Source organism: Limnospira fusiformis SAG 85.79, from assembly GCF_012516315.1.
Taxonomy (GTDB): domain Bacteria; phylum Cyanobacteriota; class Cyanobacteriia; order Cyanobacteriales; family Microcoleaceae; genus Limnospira; species Limnospira fusiformis.
Genome location: NZ_CP051185.1, coordinates 5,899,165 through 5,917,441, shown reverse-complemented (window position 1 = coordinate 5,917,441; position 18,277 = coordinate 5,899,165). Strand labels below are relative to the sequence as shown.

Annotated in this window: 14 protein-coding genes and 1 pseudogene; 10 read left to right on the top strand and 5 right to left on the bottom strand. The window is 44.4% G+C overall.

Translation table 11 applies throughout. The features are described 5' to 3' along the window. Window positions 1-8 precede the first annotated feature (8 nt). On the top strand, window positions 9-719 hold the full coding sequence (locus HFV01_RS27565) for a tRNA1(Val) (adenine(37)-N6)-methyltransferase (RefSeq protein WP_006622446.1): 711 nt from the start codon (window positions 9-11) through the stop codon (window positions 717-719). An 82-nt stretch (window positions 720-801) separates the two neighbouring features. Then, on the top strand, window positions 802-1,449 hold the full coding sequence (locus HFV01_RS27560; protein ID WP_006622445.1) for a cyclase family protein: 648 nt from the start codon (window positions 802-804) through the stop codon (window positions 1,447-1,449). Here the strand turns inward: HFV01_RS27560 and HFV01_RS27555 are convergent. Next, the gene (locus tag HFV01_RS27555; protein WP_006622444.1) at window positions 1,420-2,031 is read right to left on the bottom strand and encodes a LysE family translocator; all 612 of its coding nucleotides are present in this window, start codon (window positions 2,029-2,031) and stop codon (window positions 1,420-1,422) included. The genes HFV01_RS27560 and HFV01_RS27555 overlap by 30 nt on opposite strands. A 151-nt stretch (window positions 2,032-2,182) precedes the next feature. Between HFV01_RS27555 and cmoA the strand changes: the two genes are divergently transcribed. Continuing rightward, complete coding sequence (gene cmoA / locus HFV01_RS27550; protein WP_006622443.1) at window positions 2,183-2,938, top strand: carboxy-S-adenosyl-L-methionine synthase CmoA; 756 nt, start codon at window positions 2,183-2,185, stop codon at window positions 2,936-2,938. A gap of 35 nt (window positions 2,939-2,973) precedes the next feature. After that, a complete protein-coding gene (gene cmoB, locus HFV01_RS27545) occupies window positions 2,974-3,963 on the top strand; it encodes a tRNA 5-methoxyuridine(34)/uridine 5-oxyacetic acid(34) synthase CmoB (RefSeq protein WP_235720252.1) in 990 nt (329 codons plus the stop codon). A gap of 94 nt (window positions 3,964-4,057) precedes the next feature. Here the strand turns inward: cmoB and HFV01_RS27540 are convergent, their stop codons facing one another. Continuing rightward, window positions 4,058-5,638 carry an NAD(P)H-quinone oxidoreductase subunit N gene (locus tag HFV01_RS27540; protein WP_006670041.1) on the bottom strand — a complete coding sequence of 527 codons (1,581 nt, stop codon included), beginning with the start codon at window positions 5,636-5,638 and terminating at the stop codon, window positions 4,058-4,060. Between the two features lie 105 nt (window positions 5,639-5,743). Then, a pseudogene (locus HFV01_RS27535) lies at window positions 5,744-6,135 on the bottom strand (zinc ribbon domain-containing protein); the annotation flags it as partial. 571 nt (window positions 6,136-6,706) lie between these two features. On the opposite strand from HFV01_RS27535, the gene HFV01_RS27530 reads away from it, so the two are divergent. Together HFV01_RS27530 and HFV01_RS27525 are read left to right on the top strand one after the other, a co-directional pair. Beyond that, entirely contained in the window at window positions 6,707-7,444 is a 738-nt protein-coding gene (locus HFV01_RS27530) for a pirin family protein (RefSeq protein WP_006622439.1), read from the top strand. Between the two features lie 6 nt (window positions 7,445-7,450). Next, the gene (locus HFV01_RS27525; protein ID WP_006622438.1) at window positions 7,451-8,035 is read left to right on the top strand and encodes an NADPH-dependent FMN reductase; all 585 of its coding nucleotides are present in this window, start codon (window positions 7,451-7,453) and stop codon (window positions 8,033-8,035) included. 83 nt (window positions 8,036-8,118) lie between these two features. Here the strand turns inward: HFV01_RS27525 and HFV01_RS27520 are convergent, their stop codons facing one another. After that, window positions 8,119-8,826, bottom strand: a complete 708-nt coding sequence (locus HFV01_RS27520; protein ID WP_193520602.1) for a methyltransferase domain-containing protein — start codon at window positions 8,824-8,826, stop codon at window positions 8,119-8,121. 103 nt (window positions 8,827-8,929) lie between these two features. Between HFV01_RS27520 and HFV01_RS27515 the strand changes: the two genes are divergently transcribed. The 4 genes from HFV01_RS27515 to radC all read left to right on the top strand — a co-directional run bounded on the left by HFV01_RS27515 (window position 8,930) and on the right by radC (window position 15,435). After that, the gene (locus tag HFV01_RS27515; protein ID WP_187758323.1) at window positions 8,930-10,516 is read left to right on the top strand and encodes a sulfotransferase domain-containing protein; all 1,587 of its coding nucleotides are present in this window, start codon (window positions 8,930-8,932) and stop codon (window positions 10,514-10,516) included. 18 nt (window positions 10,517-10,534) lie between these two features. Next, the gene (locus HFV01_RS27510; RefSeq protein WP_006670044.1) at window positions 10,535-11,797 is read left to right on the top strand and encodes a glycosyltransferase family 4 protein; all 1,263 of its coding nucleotides are present in this window, start codon (window positions 10,535-10,537) and stop codon (window positions 11,795-11,797) included. Window positions 11,798-12,301: 504 nt separating this feature from the next. After that, window positions 12,302-14,497 carry a calcium-binding protein gene (locus HFV01_RS27505; RefSeq protein WP_193520601.1) on the top strand — a complete coding sequence of 732 codons (2,196 nt, stop codon included), beginning with the start codon at window positions 12,302-12,304 and terminating at the stop codon, window positions 14,495-14,497. Window positions 14,498-14,703: 206 nt separating this feature from the next. Beyond that, a complete protein-coding gene (gene radC, locus HFV01_RS27500) occupies window positions 14,704-15,435 on the top strand; it encodes a RadC family protein (RefSeq protein WP_006622432.1) in 732 nt (243 codons plus the stop codon). A gap of 4 nt (window positions 15,436-15,439) precedes the next feature. Here the strand turns inward: radC and treY are convergent, their stop codons facing one another. After that, window positions 15,440-18,250, bottom strand: coding sequence for a malto-oligosyltrehalose synthase (treY, locus tag HFV01_RS27495; RefSeq protein ID WP_006622431.1), 2,811 nt, complete (start codon window positions 18,248-18,250; stop codon window positions 15,440-15,442). Window positions 18,251-18,277: the final 27 nt, after the last annotated feature.

Sequence of the window (18,277 nt, the reverse complement as noted above, 5' to 3'; positions counted from 1 at the left end):
TCCTAGGTATGGTCAGCAATAAATTTCAGTTTAAACAGTTTACTATTTTTCAGGATCGCTGTGGGATGAAAGTCGGCACAGACGGGGTAATATTAGGAACCTGGACAGATATAAAATCTGTCGATAATATCTTAGATATTGGGACGGGAAGCGGATTAATTGCTTTAATCTTAGCCCAACGTTCCCCGGCGGAAATTGAGGCAGTAGAAATTGATAAAGATGCTTATATACAAGCCAGTGAAAATATAGCTAATTCCCCGTGGCGATCGCGTCTAAAAATCTATCATAATTCTATCCAAAAATATGCGGATTTCTGTGATATACAATACGATTTAATCATTTCTAATCCCCCCTTTTTTGCCAATGCTTATAAACCCGATAATCATCAAATAGCCCTCGCCAAACATAGCGACAGCCTCTCCCAGATAGATATTTTACAAGTAACTACCAAATTATTAAAACCCACCGGGAAACTGGCAATAATTTATCCCACAGCAGCCGCCATCAAGTTTCAAGAAATCGCCGCCACTTTCGGATTATATTGCGATCGTCAATTGTTAATCAAACCCACAGCTACACATTCCGTGAAACGCATAATTATGGAATTAGGAAAAACTCCAAAAACCTGTCAGACACACACCTTGATAATTGAAAAAGATCGACACATTTACAGTGATGAATTTATCGCCTTAATTCGTGATTTTTATTTAAAATATTAAAGGCTCGAATTGTCATCAGATGAATAGTAGGATAAATCATGCTATAATTAGATAGCAGTTGTCAATTAATGGAGTTATCAACATGGTAAAAATACTCGATATTTCCGTTGGTCTACACTCCCAACTACCTACTTGGCCAGGAGGTTTAAACTTTCAACTTGAGTCTACCAAAACCATTGACCAACATGGGGTAAATGTTTCTAAAATGGCAAGCAGCGTTCATGTGGGAACCCATGTAGATGCCCCCTCTCATTTTATTGATGGTGGTCCTACTGTTGAACAACTATCATTAGAGACGTTAATCGGGCGGGCTTTAGTAATTTCCGTGGCTGATGTTACCGCAATTACTGCTAATTTATTAAATCAATTAAACATCCCCAAAGACACGGAAAGACTCTTGTTTAAAACTGCCAATTCTCAGCTTTGGGAGCGAGGAATATCGGAATTTAAACAAGATTATGTTGCCTTAACTGCTGATGCAGCCCAATGGGTAGTTGATGCTGGTATTCAATTAGTCGGTGTTGACTATCTTTCAGTTCAAAGGTTTAATGATAGTCCCTTAACCCATGAAATCTTATTGACTGCAGGAGTGGTTATTTTAGAAGGCATTAATTTAGCTGAAATTGCACCGGGAGAATATCAGTTAATTTGTCTACCTTTAAAAATTATCGGGTCAGAGGGTGCGCCAGCTAGGGCGGTTTTATTGCCATATAACTGTAGCAATGGCTAAGATGCCAAAACTGATAATTATTAGCCCAGACACTCGATTAACCCATTGAAAAATAGTAGAATTTAAGCGATCGCGAAATAATTCAATGAACCCCACCAAGAGTAACCACCAGAGGGCGGAACCAAAAAAGACTCCTAACACTAACAAAGTGGCATCAAAATAGTTATTGGCTTCCCCTAAACCCAAACCCGAAAAAATACCAATAAACCCTAAAATCGTCATGGGATTAGTGAGAGTTAACAAAAATGTGGAAGCATAAGCACCGAGTTTATGGTTAATTTGAGCAGACTCATTAGCTGGTTTATCCCGAAAAATTTTTAAGCCCAAATAGCATAAAAATAAACCGCCCAATATTCTTAATAATGTTTGTTGACCGAGGAGTAAACTAGAAATTGCGGTGAGTCCAAAGCCAGCCATAAAGCCATAAATTGCATCAGCAGTAGCCGCGCCCAAACCAGATAATAAGCCAACTATTTTACCTTGAGTAAGAGACCTCCTAATACATAAAATTCCAATGGGTCCAACTGGCGCAGCAATGGAGAAGCCAATAACTAAACCTTTAGCCAAAAACATAATATTCATCTGGGTATTTGATGGTTGAACTATTACATGATATTATCAAATTTATAAATTGCAAAAATTATCAGTAATGTCTGTTACCGTCATTATTGATGTTGGGGAGGCAGGTTGGTTGTAAAATATGATTGTATGACCCGATATGGAAAATTAAATTATGACTAATTTCTGGGATACAGAACTTTATCTAAGTTCCGACAAAGACCAACTATTTGAACAGGAAACCTGGCCAAAACCTTTTACTTTTAATGAAGATGTGGTGCGGGTTTTTGATGATATGGTTTCCCGTTCGGTTCCCCTATATAAAGAAGTGGTCGCCTGTGCGGTACAATGGACGAAAGCCTATTATCAACCTGGTACTAAAATTATTGATGTGGGTTGTTCAACGGGGACGTTTTTAGAGTTACTGGGGCGATTTTTAAAAACACCTGCTACCCTAGTTGGTATTGACAACTCGGAACCCATGTTAGCGAAAGCTAAAGAAAAGTTATCAGGTTTAGAAGACATCCACGACATAGAGTTAATCTGTCAAAGTGCGGAAAATAGTAGTTTTGAAAATAGTAGTATTGTGGTGATGAATTATACTCTACAATTTCTGCCAGTTCACCAGAGACAACAGGTTTTAAATGCGGTTTATGAAGGGTTAGTTCCGGGTGGTTTATTATTCCTGAGTGAAAAATTACGATCGCCTTATCCCCAATTCCAGGAAACCATGACCCGCCATTATGAAGCCTTTAAAACCCGAAATGGCTATGCTCAAAATGAGATTGAACGCAAAAAGGAAGCCCTAGAAAATGTCTTAATTCCCCTCACTCAAATGCAACAGGTAGCCATGCTGCATGACAGTGGCTTTGCGGCTGTTGATTCTTTGTTAAAGTTTCACAATTTTACCTCATTTATTGCTCTAAAATAACCCCAAATAAACCTTCCCTAATTATTGATAAAAACTTGACAGATAATCAGGATTATTATATGTACCATGCTGATGATTATTTAGCCGCCTATGATATCGACATTAACCGTGATGGGATTCAGCAACAGCGCCAATGGGCTTATCCTCGGTTATTTGATGATAAAATCAAGCGGTATAGAGAAGCAGTAGAAGCAGTTGAGGATATCCAAACCCAATGGTTTGATTTTTCGGGTTCGGTGGTGAAAATCGGACGCTTGGGGGAACTTTCCCCAGACCAGCAACAGCGGTTTGAGGCGACATTAAAGACTTTCTGCCCCTGGAAAAAAGGACCTTTTGAATTATTTGGAACGCTGATAGATGCGGAATGGCGATCGCATTTAAAATGGGAAAGAATTACCCCCCATATTCAGCCCCTCACACAGCGAAAAGTAGCAGATATTGGCTGCCATAATGGTTATTATATGTTTCGCATGGCAGACCAGCAACCCGATTGTGTAATTGGCTTTGAACCCTACGCCAAACACTTTTGGAACTTCCAACTAATGCAAAACCTAGTCCGTCAGGAAAACCTACATTTTGAATTATTAGGAGTCGAACATATAGATTATTATCCCCAATTTTTCGATACCATTTTCTGCTTAGGTATTCTCTATCACCACACCGACCCCATTGGTTTATTGCGAAAAATGCGGCAAGCCCTAGCCCCAAAAGGAGAAATCATCATCGACTGTCAGGGTATCCCCGGAGAAAAAGCGATCGCCCTCACCCCTCGCCAACGTTACGCCAACGCCAAAGGAATTTGGTTTCTCCCCACCCAGTCCTGTTTAGAAACCTGGATGATTAGGGCAGGATTTACTAAAGTTCGCTGTATTTTCGCCTCACCTTTATCAGTAGAAGAACAACGCCGGACTCCCTGGGCTAATATCGACAGTTTACAGGAGTTTCTCAACCCCGAAAACCCCCAAGAAACCATGGAAGGATACCCCGCCCCGTGGAGATATTATGCGATCGCCCAACGGGGGTAATTACTGCCAACTACTATGATTTGGGGCGAGTTTAGCCAGATTGGCGACCCACTAAAAAGCTGTCGATATCACCCGCCCCTAAACCAGGTAATCACTAATCCTTAGCGAGTATTGCCGGACTAGAAATCACATCAATAGTTGCCACAGTTTCCGCCTGAGAAATAGCCGCCTGTTGGAATAGGGGACTACGGCTCACAGAATCATTAGCCAGGGTAAACAAAGGATTAGATAAAATCCCCGCCAGAGAGGTGACAATTACCGACAAAACCAAACCCACCTGTAAGGGACGCATCCCCGGCAAATTCCAGCGAATTGGCGGATAATTTTTCACCACATCAGACATTTCGTGAGGTTCCTTAACCACCATCATTTTCACTACCCGAATGTAGTAGTAAATCGAAACCACACTGGTAACTAAACCCAGTAAAACCAGGGCATATAACCCCGCTTGCCAACCAGCCCAGAATAGATAAATTTTCCCAAAAAATCCAGCCAGGGGAGGAATACCACCCAAAGACAACAGACAAATACTCAACCCCAAAGTTAGTAGGGGGTCTTTTTGATACAAACCGCTATATTCACTAATTTGGTCTGTACCTGTCCGCAGAGAGAACAGAATCACGCAGGTAAAACCGCCCAAGTTCATAAACAGGTAAATCAACAGGTAAAATACCATGCTGGAATAACCCGCATCAGTTCCGGCAATTAACCCAATCATGACAAACCCAGCCTGGGCGATGGAAGAATAAGCCAACATCCGTTTCATGCTGGTTTGGGCTAGGGCGACCACATTTCCTAAGATCATACTCAGGATGGCTAGGGCGGTAAACACAAAGTGCCACTGTTCGGACAATACAGGGAAAGCATTTAATAACAGACGAATTGCTAAAGCAAACCCGGCAGCCTTAGACCCCACCGATAGAAATGCCACCACAGGAGTTGGTGAACCTTCATACACATCAGGAGTCCACTGGTGGAAAGGAACCGCCGAGATTTTAAAGGAAATTCCCGCAATTACAAATACTAAAGCAATTACCAGCCCCAGAGATTCACCTACTCCATTATTAGTAATGGCTTGGGCGATCGCATTTAGGTTAGTTTCACCGCCAGATAAACCATACAGCAACGATAAACCATACAGGAACACGGCCGCACTAGCTGCCCCAATTAGCAGATATTTCAGCGCCGCCTCATTAGACCGAGGGTCTCGTTTAGCGTATCCTGTCAGCATATAAGAGGAAATACTGAGGGTTTCCAGGGAGACGAAGATCATCACCAACTCATTAGCCCCAGACAGGAACATCCCCCCCAGAGTCGCTGTCAGCAAAATACAAATAAATTCTGCTAAAGCGGTTCCCGTTTGTTCAATATAGCTAACGGACATCAAAATTGTCACCGCGGCCGACAGGGCAATAATTCCCCGGAATACTATACTCAGAGGATCAGCATTAAAACTCCCCAAAAACGCTAGGGTGTTGGTATTATCCCATTGGGAGTATAAAGCCACGATAGACAGCAGCAACCCACCAATGGCGGCATATGGTGTCCATTTAGCAGATGCTGTCCGCCCTACAATTAAATCACCGATCAAGACCACCATCAAAGTGATCAATACAATACTTTCTGGTAAAATCGCCCCAGCATTCAACTGGGCTGCTAGATTAGAAAAATCCATAGGTTCCCACAGCAATTAAATTCACACACTGATACATTTGGCCCCTAGGGGACAGTCTTGGGTCTGTTAGCTTTCCGATTTTACCACCTGTTGGGTCTGATACATTTACGCGACATTTTTCCGGTTGTTCCCGGACAATGCAACGATAGCACTATTACCCGTTAAGGTAACAGAGGCGGTATCCCGCAAAGCTTTTAGAAAGATTCCAAAAGCACCGTTCCAGTCCCGTGGTAGAGTGAACCCGCACTCCGGACATCGGAACACTTTTGAGCCACCTAGCTGGGAATGGACATGACCACAGTGAGTACAGGTTTTGCTGGTGTATTCTTCGGTCACATCTACAACTGTTCAGTTATTTCCCCTTGATGTCTCAGGGTTAGTTTGAATCGATAATGCGCCCATTTCAGCATGGCGCGGGCAGTCTTAGACCTGATTAGACGCTTCACCTTGGCAACCATATTGGAAGTCTCGAAGGGGGGCAAAAAAATCAGGCTGTGTTATGGGATGGCCAGGGATGCGACCCAATCAACCAAGGGGTTGAAGTCCTCACCGGGTAGTTATTTCGCCCATTTCAGCTCGATTTCATACCCGAAGGTCTCGCACCATACTTGGTATTATACCGTATTGCCGTAAAATGTTAACCTAATTTGAGATTAAATCATGCTCTTTATCTTCCTACCGGAACCCAAGACTGTAGGGGCGGGTTCTGGGGTCAATTACATTGGATACCAGGATATTGGTAAACCCGCCCCACCCACGCCATAAACACTGGGGTCAATTACATTGGATACCAGGATATTGGTAAACCCGCCCCACCCACGCCATAAACACTGGGGTCAATTACATTGGATACCAGGATATTGGTAAACCCGCCCCACCCACGCCATAAACACTGGGGTCAATTACATTGGATACCAGCATATTGGTAAACCTGGCCCACCCACCCCATATTATTGATTGCCAATTCTCGATTATTCTCGGATAGTTGATTAAGCAGATAATCGAGTTGTGTATTATGATATCAATAGTTGCCCACAAATCACTATTATCTAAAGCCGGGATAATTTTATGATCGAAATTCGGCCTAGTGGCGATCGCGGCCAAGTAAAGTTAGACTGGCTAGATAGTCGCCATACCTTTTCCTTTGGTCAATATTATGATCCCAATCATATTAGTTTCGCTACCCTGCGAGTAATTAATGAGGACCATATCCAACCCAGAGGCGGATTTAAAACCCACTCCCATCAAGATATGGAAATCATTACCTATGTGTTATCGGGGACCCTAGAACACCAAGATAGCCTCGGTAATGGTTCGGTAATTCGACCGGGAGAAGTGCAACGGATGACTGCAGGAACTGGCATTTATCATAGCGAATTTAATGGGTCGGAAACTCAACCAGTTCACCTGTTGCAAATTTGGATTATTCCTAATGAAAATGGACTCCCCCCTAGCTATGAACAAAAAGCCTTTTCTGAGGCTGAACAGTGGGGTCAACTGCAATTATTGGGTTCTCCTGACGGTCGGAATGGTTCGGTCACTATTCATCAGGATGTGGAACTATATGGGGCTAAATTAACTACCGAAGATGACCAGATAAATTATACCATAAAACCGGGAAGAGTTGCCTGGATTCAAATAGCTAGGGGTTCGGTAGTTTTAGGCGATCGCACTCTCAGTCAGGGAGATGGAGTCGCCATAACTCCCGCCGCCGATGAAACCCATATAATCCGATTAACCGGCACATCAGACCCGGCGGAAATCCTGCTATTTGATTTAGCCGTACCCTCAGATTATACCAACTAGAATATCATGGAAACAACACCCAAAATTTTGGCATTTGCTGGCAGTAAACGCGAGGCTTCTTTGCATAAAAAACTGGTCAAAATTGCTGCCGAAGGAGCCAGACAAGCCGGGGCGGAAGTTACTTTTATCGACTTCCAAGATTTGCCGATGCCCCTGTTTGACCAAGACTTGCAAGACCGGGAAGGATTACCGGAAACGGTGCTGCAATTTAAGCAATTATTAAAAACCCATCACGGCTTTTTAATTGCCTCTCCCGAATACAACAGTTCAATTACTCCTTTACTGAAAAATGCGATTGATTGGGCTTCCCGTTCAGAACCGGGAGAACCCCCTTTAGCCTTAACCTGTTTTCGCGGAAAAGTAGCTGCTTTAATGGCAACTTCTCCGGGTGGTTTAGGAGGTTTAAGGGGCTTGTTTCATGTGCGGTCTATTTTAGAAAGTATTGGTGTCTTAGTAATTCCCGAACAGAAGACTTTACCCAATGGCTATCAGATTTTTGACACCGATGGCAATCTGAAAGATGAACAACAACAGCAAGATGTGTTAAAATTAGGAGAGAGCCTTACTTCCCTACTTAAAAAATTGCTGTAAATATCCCCTTGAAATGGGGGTGCGTCAGAGATGATTTCCGCCTGACTTTATGCTTCAGGTCTGACGCTACCCCGAAGGGATGCCTATCTGGATTTAGTCAAAATGGTAATAAACTCAGATGAGTTTTGAAATAAGCGCTGAACCTCTAAGGGAAAATTAAGGTGGTTTTTCAGGGAAACCAAGAAATCCAAAAAGTTCCGAGACTCCCACACATGGAAATGAATGCTATAATCGCGTTTAATTAACTTTTTGACAATATCCTGAACCTGAGATTTATCAGTTTCTTTAAGCACTAATTCCGCCCATTCTTGATAGTGACTGACCTTAGAATTGTCGGGGCCTTCCTGATAATCTTTCAACAGATGTTCAAAGGAAGTAATAGGCCGATCGCTATCAAAAGAGTAGCGTTTGTCGGGAACCGCCAGATAGAGAATCCCGCCTTTTTTGAGAACCCGGAGTAGATTGTCAATGGTGGTAATCGGGTCTTGACAATGTTCAATAAAATGATTAGCAATGACAAAATCCTGGCTGGCTTCCTCAACAGTTTGGAGATGTTCTCCATTGTCAATAATATCAACCTCCACTAGAGGTTCATCAGCCAACTCAGGATAATGCCGTCTGAGGTCTGGTACCGAGAGGCGATCGACATATTTAATTCTGGCAGTTTCTGGTAAAGCTAGAGGGTGATTAAGCGCCCCCACTTCAATGCCATCTCCATGGAGATACTGATTAGCAAAAAATCTACGATACTGATACAGTAAGGGTTCCGCCTCTATAGTTTCCGTTGACATGGTTTCAATCGCCAAAATACTGTCGGGGACGTGGTGATTGTAGCTGAATTTAGTGTACGATCGCTAGAGAAATTGGCCATTGAGGAAATAGTAAATAGTGGTAATGGAAACCGGAGGGAGTCCTTGGTCTTTGACCCCAGATGAAACTAAAGCGATCGCACCGCCGCCGCATTTTATAATTATCGGAACCCAGAAAGGCGGGACAAATTCTCTGTATCAGTATCTCTGTCAACATCCGCAAATTATCCCCGCAGCCAGCAAAGAAATTCACTATTTCACCCTCAACTACCATCAACCACCCCAGTGGTATCAATCCCAATTTCCCCGCCTACCTCACCCCCAGCAACTAACTGGGGAAGGGTCGCCCTATTATTTATATCATCCCGCAGTTCCCCAGAGACTGCACCAGTATTCTCCCCAGGTGAAACTAATTGTGCTACTGAGGAACCCCGTAGACCGGGCCATTTCTCACTATTACTGGGAAGTGAAGCTAGGCTGTGAACCCCTATCCTTAGAAAAAGCGATCGCAGCGGAAGCCGGGCGGCTGGAAGGGGAACAAGAAAAACTCAGCGCCAACGGAACCTATTACAGTTTCAACCATCAACACTATAGTTACCTTGACCGAGGTATCTATGTCCAACAATTACAAAGATGGATGGCCATATTTCCCAGAGCCCAATTTCTGATTATCCGCAGTGAAGATCTATACACCCACCCCGACACCGTAGTTAACCAAGTATTTAACTTCCTAGACCTTCCCCCTTATCACCAAGGCAACTACAATCGCTACAATGCTGGGAACTATTCCCCAGTTTCCCCGCAGTTGCGCGAACAATTGGAGGCTTACTTCCAACCCTACAATCTCAAACTACGAGAATTTCTAGGCCAAGATTTAGGTTGGGATAGTCACGAGAAGTTAAACCTGTCAACTTTACCCCCCCAGGAGGTTAAACCCAAAACCGTGAGCGATACCATGAAAATAGACTATGAAGGCGCTTGGGATGACTACGCCCAAACGTGGGTAAGTACCAACCCCGACTTTAATCATATCGGTGATGAGTGGATTGGTAAAGCAGCAGGAGCGGCCCAATCACGGGCTGAGTATGAGCAAATTATAGAAAATACATTTATCGCCCCGTATATCCAGAAACAGCATAGAGTGCTAGAAATTGGCATTGGCGGCGGTAAAACAGCAGCCCTACTGCTGAAATATTGCGATCGCCTTACCTGTGCGGATATCTCCCATGAAATGTTAAAAGCTACCCGCGATCGCCTGGGAGAAGACAGAGTAAACTATGTAAAACTAGATGGCATTACCCTAGACGGCATTCCGCCAGCCTCCCTGGATGTATGTTTCTGTTATGACACCATGGTTCACATCGAACCCCGTGATATTTTTAACTATCTAACCCGCATTCCACCCCTACTAAAAGGCGATCGCCTGTGTATATTCCACCACACCAACACCCTCAGTGACCTCGGTTGGCAGAAATTCCTAGTAGATTGGGATCAGAACCTGCTGGGACGTAGACAAGGAACCGCCTTTTCCATAATGACCGACAACCTGATGGCTAAATTTCTCAGCCATATCGGCTACGAAATCTTACACAAAGACACCACCACCGTACCCCGTGACTGCGTTTGGATCTGTCGCGCCCCCGTTTCCCCCACAGTCAGTATCACTTCATAGCCCAACTATTCCTTGATTATGCGAGCATTATTCCTACATCCCAACTTTCCCGCCCAATATCGACATATTATCACCGCCCTGGGTGCAGACCCCAATAATCAAATCATTTTCGGTACCAAATACGAACGCCCAGAATGGAAAATTCCCGGAGTTACTAAAGCCCTATTCACCCCCAACCGGGACAGCGCCCCGGAAACTCACCAATATTTGCGGGGAATAGAAAGTGCTGTAATATATGGTCAAGCCGTCTATCGGATGGCTGAGAAACTCAAATCCATGGGTTTTGTTCCCGATATCGTCTGCGGTCACTCCGGTTGGGGTCCCACCCTCTTCATCAAAGAGGCTTTTCCCGATACCCCTTTACTGTGTTATTTCGAGTGGTTTTATAAGGCTAAAGGTTCCGATGCGGACTTTGACCCCGCCGACCCCCTCACCGTTGATGATATGGCTAGGATTAGAGTCAAAAATTGCCCGATTTTAATTGACCTATACTCCTGTGATTGGGGGATTTCACCCACCTATTGGCAGCGATCGCAATTTCCCTCGGAACTCCAATCGAAAATCTCCGTCATTCATGACGGCGTAGACACCACCTACTTTAAACCCGACCCCAGCGCTAAATTGGTACTACCTAATTTAGACTTGAGTCAAGTTGATGAGATAGTCACCTATGTAGCGCGTGGTATGGAACCTTATAGGGGTTTTCCAGAATTTATCGAAGCCGTGGCGTACATACAGGAAAGACGACCAAACTGCCATGTGGTAGTTGTCGGATCCGAGAGAGTTTGCTACGGTAAATCCTTACCCAATGGCATGAGTTACAAAGACAAAATGCTGGCTCAGATCCCCCTGGATCTATCTAGGATTCACTTTGTCGGTCCCTTGCCCTATGGCCAATACCTGAAAGTGATTCAAGCCTCTGCAGTCCATGTATACTTAACTCGACCCTTTGTATTGTCTTGGTCTATGATAGAAAGCCTTTCCACCGGTTGTCTAGTCATTGGTTCCGACACCCCCCCTATTCGGGAGGTGATTCAAGATGGCTACAACGGCTTACTGGTCGATTTCTTTTCCCCCAAACAAATCGCCGACCGGGTTGATGAGGTATTAGACCACCCCAACCGTATGGCAGATTTGCGAGTCCGAGCCAGGGAAACAGTCCTAGAGCGTTATGATCTGTCCAAATTGTTGTCAAAACAACTGCAACTGATCGAACAAGTCGCTCAAAAATCCCAGCCCACCTCTGGGGAACAGATTTCCTCCCAGCCAGTCATTGCATAGGCGATCGAGGTTTCCCTAACCCGAAACTTTGACCCCAGATTATCTAATTTTGCTACAGCAAAGTTAGTGGTCAGAAATAACATATAATTCCCATCAAATAGACCTTTGACTAGACGAAAAAAGGAGGAGTTCCCGGGCATAAATCATATCTGAGCGAAATCTTATCAGCGTGCTTATAAGACCCTTTTGGGCTGAAACTGGCTGAAATAAGGAGTGGGCAGGAACATAGTAGGGATATATTTCGTCCCAACAGCAAGAGTACCCAAGATAATCTTTAAGAGTAATGATTACCAGACATTTCTGGAGAAATTGCCCCAAGAACCAATCATAATACACCCAAGCAATCCTAACCACACTACAGACATTGTAGACAGAACAGTGGGGAAGGGACTAGACTTGCTGACGGTAAAAAGGTTAAACTACTGCGGAACAATCTCTGGTGTTTCAGGCAGTGTCTGTAGTCCCAACGGATCAAAAAACATCATTGCGGAGGAGTGAAACAAAATGACATCTGGAAGAGGTCCAACCTTTTTAACTAGCGGACCTGATCAATATAATCAGGACGCACCTTTTGCCCCTAGACCAGACACAATCCTGGGTCTTGGAGGAAACGACACCATTTTCACCTCAACCCTGGGAGGTAGTCTGGTTTATGGAGATAGCCTAGTTGGCAGTGACGTTAGTGGAAATGATGTCCTGGTAGCTCGTGGCCCCGGTGATACCCTATTTGGTGGCCCTGGTAATGACTCTCTGTTAGGTCGTGCTGCTGGGGTGGCTTTAGTGGGTGGAGACGGTCGCGATACCATCGTCGCTGAACTACCAGCAACCCTGTATGGAGGAGCCGGAAGAGACTTGCTAGTTGCAGTCGCTGGCGGCAACCTCATGTTTGGGAATCAGGATGACGACACGATATTAGGTGGTTTGCAGGGTAATGACACCATCTACGGGGGTAAAGGAGATGACCGAATCGGTTTCTACAATGCCTCTGGTCAGAGCAATGTTGGTCTAGCGGTTCCCCCTGCTGTTGGTGGTGCTAACCAAGGTAACAACTGGGTTAACGGCAACATTGGCAATGACACGATTGTTGGGATCAACACCGGAGATAGTCTCTATGGTGGTCAAGATAACGACTTCATTGTGGGAGTTGGCAGCGGCTCGTACCTTTCTGGGGATCAAGGTAACGACACCCTAGTAGCTGCAAACATCTTCAGAATTCAAGACCCTAGGGCATATGAACGGGTTACTGGTATTGGCCCATCCGATTTTGATCCTCTGACCCAGAGTTTTGCCCCCTTTGATACTAGGCCCGCCTTGGTTGGTGTCACCCAAGTAACCATGATGGGTGGTGCTGGTGACGATTCAATTATGGGTCCCATCGGCAGATTCGGAGAAGGCCAGAACTCCCTAGTTGGTGGTGCTGGTAACGATACGATTATGAGTTTTGCCGCTCAGGATACCCTATTGGGCGGCGACGGAGATGACTTCCTATCCACTAACCCCTCAGACCAACCAACCACCCAGGGTATTCCTAGTTCCCGACCAGGTTTTGCGGGAGGTAGCGTCCTAGATGGTGGTCTTGGTAACGATACCTTAGTATCTGCATTTTTGGGTGACTCCCTATTTGGTGGTGAAGGCGATGATAGCCTGGTGGGGCAACTCTTCAGTTTGATGGACGGTGGCAGTGGCAACAACACCCTGGACGGTCGCCAGTGGTTTAACACCAATACTATTCCCCAAGAGATTACCGTTAGCCTGTTTGGTGGGGCTGGTAATGACTTAATTTACGCCGTAAATCCTGCCCGTGAGGATACTGATGTAGGTGAAGAGGAGTTGCCTGTTGGTGACGATACTATCACTAACGTTATCGCTGGTGGCTCTGGTAACGATACCATTGTATTGGGAACTACCAATGACATCCTGTTGACTGATACTGCCAATATGCTGGGTGATGACAGTATCACGGCAGCTTTGGTTATCGGCGAAGATGACGTTGTTGAGGGCGAAACTCTTCAGGGCGTAGATATCACCAACCTTCACGGTAACAATACCATTGAGGGTAGTAGGGGCAATGACCTGATTATCACCGGATCAGGTAATGACCTCCTCTTCGGTGGCGCTGGCAATAATACTCTCCTCGGTGGCGGTGGTAATGACTTCCTCGTCGGTGGTGAAGGTAATGATATACTTGATGGTGGACCTGGAAATGATACCCTCTACGGTGGCAACAGTCCAAACGCCCGTCAAAACATCTTAACTGGTGGTGAGGGTGACGACCACTTCGTCTATCAGTTCCGTGGGTCGGTGATACCTGATCCTGAATCTGAGGACGTTTTTGCGGATATGGACTTTATTACCGACTTTAATCACAGTGGTAATGACCGACTGGTGTTTTTCAGAGACCCTAGCGTTGGTGGCTTTGGCTTTGCTCTGGTTCCGGGAGTACCTGGCAATCAACTTGGACAGAACCAGTTCGTTAACTTGGAAGAAGGAGGTTGGCGGGATACCCTTAATGCTGCACAGATGGAGGCAATTAATACTCCAGCGCTAATTTATGAACGAGAGTTTGGTGTACTCTGGTACGATGACAGCAATATAGCAGGAGGAATCACACCAGAAGGAGCGAATCCTATTATTCGGTTCAATCCACTGCCGGATGGAACCTTCCCGGTTATTACCACCAGTGACATTCTGATTATTTAGTGACATAGGGGTTGAGGAGCGATAGGCGATTGGGGGTGGCGTAAGCTACCAAAAACCAAAAGCGATCGCTTCTATCCCTGAAAAAGGCAAGACCTAAATCAATTCCCCCTATTCGGGGGAATTTTATTTTTATTTCGGAATTAACTGGTCATTTGTGGGCTACAATCGGGGAATGCTTCATCTAACTTACGAGTGTAAATTATGGCATGACCTACAGCCTCAGAGTTGCGGATATCCCTACGAGTGAGAGACCCCGTGAAAGATTAATGGCTTTGGGACCCCAAAGCCTCTCTACCGCAGAATTAATAGCCATTTTGCTGGGAACAGGTCAGGGAAAAGGGAAACTCTCGTCGGTTGGTCTCGGACAATACATATTAAAGGAACTCAGCCAGTATCAGAAAGATCCCCTCTCGGTGATGCCAAATATCAGCGTCGCGGAACTTACTAAAATTGACGGAGTAGGTCCGGCTAAGGCTACCACTATCCTAGCTGCGATCGAATTGGGAAAGCGAGTCTTTCTATCTAAACCCCCGGAATTGACGGTCATTGACAGTCCCCTGGTGGCTGCTAATGCTCTCAGCCATAATTTGATGTGGCAGACACAAGAAAGATTTGCTATCTTGTTAATGGATGTGAAAAACCGCCTATTGGGAACTAAGCTGTTGACCATAGGAACGGCTACAGAAACCCTGGCTCATCCCCGTGACATTTTCCGGGAGGTACTCAAACACAATGCCACCCGTCTGATTATTGCTCATAATCACCCTTCAGGAAATGTTGAACCTAGTTATCAAGATCTTGAGTTGACCCGCCTACTTCTGGAAGGGGGTCAATTATTGTCTTTACCTATCCTCGACCACCTGATTTTGGGGAATGGTAATTATGGGAGTATTCGCCAAAAGACAAAGTTATGGGAAGAATACCCCCAAGGAGACTAGGGAATTATTTGTCGGAAATGGGGACTGATTCATTAATCAGTAAACCGACGGGGAAATACTGGAGAATTTGACTTACGAGAATGTTGGGACTGGCGGCTATGTCATGATTGACGATCGCTTCATGCCAATTAGACCCACTACCTTCTGGAACAATTATAGCGGTATCTCCCCAAATATCACCTAGGGGAAATTGAGGGGGTTCTATAACATCGGTCAAAAACCTCGGTACAATGGCGATCGCTGTCTGTTTACCATGACTGCGCGCTAAAGCTATAATGCGATCGCTATATTTACCAGTTACGGCTACAGGTTGATAGTCTCCCTGTTGGAATACCTCCAGATATTCCTGTCTGGCTTGTAAAACCCGCGCAATTAAAAACAACTTTAAACGACCATCTTCCCAAGTCGCCATTAAATCATCAATTAAATTCTCCATTCCGGTGCGCGATCGTCGCTTAATTTCCTGGAGATAGGACAGGCGACCATCAAAATCGACCGGACGACGGTTGTCTGGATCAACTAAACTTAAATCCCATAATTCTGTCCCCTGATAAATATCGGGTAGTCCAGGACTGATTAACTTGAGTAGAGTCTGAGACAGGGAATTAAACACCCCATAAAAAGCGACTTTTTCTTGGAAGGGTCGGAACTCCTGCCAAAATTTATTATCCTCCGAGAAATCCAGGATTTGCTCGACAAAATTCACAAAGCCATTTTCATAATCAGTATCTGGTCGTAACCAAGCCGTATGTACTTTAGCTTCCCGGACTGCTTTAACGACATAATCTTTAATCCGTTGGATATACTCAGGATATTCTTCTTCTAGGAAGGGGAAAGAACCGACCAAAGTCTGATAGAGGAAATATTCATCATTGCGATCGGGAATTATCTTGCTATCAATTTTGGTTTTATGAACAAGGTTCAACTGTGACCAAACCTTCACCCTTTCTTCCCACTGATCAGGTATTTCTGAAATCACATTTAAACGCGATCGGACATCTTCCCCTCGCTTGGTGTCATGGGTAGCCGTCGCATTCATGGCATGGGGCCAACTGTCCAGACGTTGCTGATTAAACTGGTGGAATTCTTCCAGAGAAATACCGAAATGATTAGGCGCACCTCCCACCTCATTTAACGCCAAAAATCGGTAATAAACATAAAACAGAGTATCTTCAATTCCCTTAGCCGTTAACGGACCGGAAAACTGCTGCAATTTCATCACAAAACGCAGCCACAACTGTTGATTTTCCTCACTCAAAAACTCATCATAATCAAGAAACAGGAACTTTTCCATCAAATTAAGCTCATTCAAAAGTTCCGGCAATTTCCCCTTAGCTTCCCGAATCGCCTGTTGCACATAGGCGCGGTCATCGTCTCCCACACCTTCCTGATTAATATAAGTCCGATAGACCGGAAACCTGACCAAAAACTCCATAATCGCAGTTTTTAGACCTACTAAAGTGAAATCTCGTCCGTAGCGATAATCACCACAAACCCGCTTGAGTAACTGTGCCAAATTATCAGCATCTCCCGCCAAATTCTTATCAGCAATTAGCCGTTTTTTCGCGACCAATAAATCATTATAATCTCTGGCAAGTCCGGTCATTTGGGCATAGATTTGATTAAACCTTTCCTGATTTTTACTCTGGCAAAATAAGCCATTGACATAATTCAAAAACTCATAACCACTGGTTCCCTGAATCGGCCAGTTAGCGGGTAATTTTTCCTCTAATTCCAGGATTTTTTCAACGACAATATAAATCTCTCCGGTTTTTTCCCGCAGCCACCGCAGATATTGAACTGGGTTATAAAGTCCATCAATATGGTCAATTCTTAATCCGGTAAATTTACCGGACTTGACAAACTCACCAATTAAATCATGGGTGCGTTGAAAAACCTTATAATCTTCGACCCTAACACAAATCAATTCATTAACGGTAAAAAAGCGGCGATAGTTTAATTCTTCTGCGCCGACCTTCCAAAATGACAGGCGGAAAAATTGATCAGATAACAGGTTATCCAAGAGATTAAAACTCTCCCTTTTCCCGGTATCCCCATTAAAGAAATCAAGATTTTCGTCAATGAATTTCTGAATCTCTGGATTATCTTGATAAATTTCCCACAGCAGTTTTTTGACAAATTCCGCCTGGTCTCGTCGCTGCTGGCTAGAGGTTTCGGAGGGAATATTTTTGAGGATATACAGAACCCCCAACAATTTAATTACATCAGGGTGACGGTTTCCTAGGGTTTGGGAAAGGGTGTTAATTTTATAGCTGATGAGGGTAGCATAGGATTCAATTCTGAGGGGGAATTTGAGATGGTAATAATTGACACTTAACCCGGATTCATTATAGGAAAGTTTCAACTCTCCGTTTTCTAAACAGTTGCCATAAAAGTCTCCTAATAATGGCGCTAGGACTCGTCCTTTGATGTTCTCATAAGCTTGATCCCAATCAATTTCAAAATAATCAAAATATTCGGAATCTGGCCCATGTTCTAACACATCCATCAATAGCTTATTTTCGCTATCATAAGCCATGTGGTTAGGGACGATATCTTGAACCCATCCCATGTCGCGTTTTTGGATTTCTTCGATTAACTCATCAAAGGTTTCTGGGGAACCTAATTCGGGGTTAATTTGGTTGGGGTCAACGACATCATAACCATGGGTACTACCACTTCTGGCTTTAAAAATTGGGGAAGCATAGATATCGGAAATGCCTAATTCTTGCAGGTAAGGGACAATTTTTTGGGCATCTTCAAAATCAAAATTAGGGTTAAATTGGATTCTGTAGGTAGCAACAGGAATACGCATAATTTATGTCGAGGGAAGTAGTAGTTG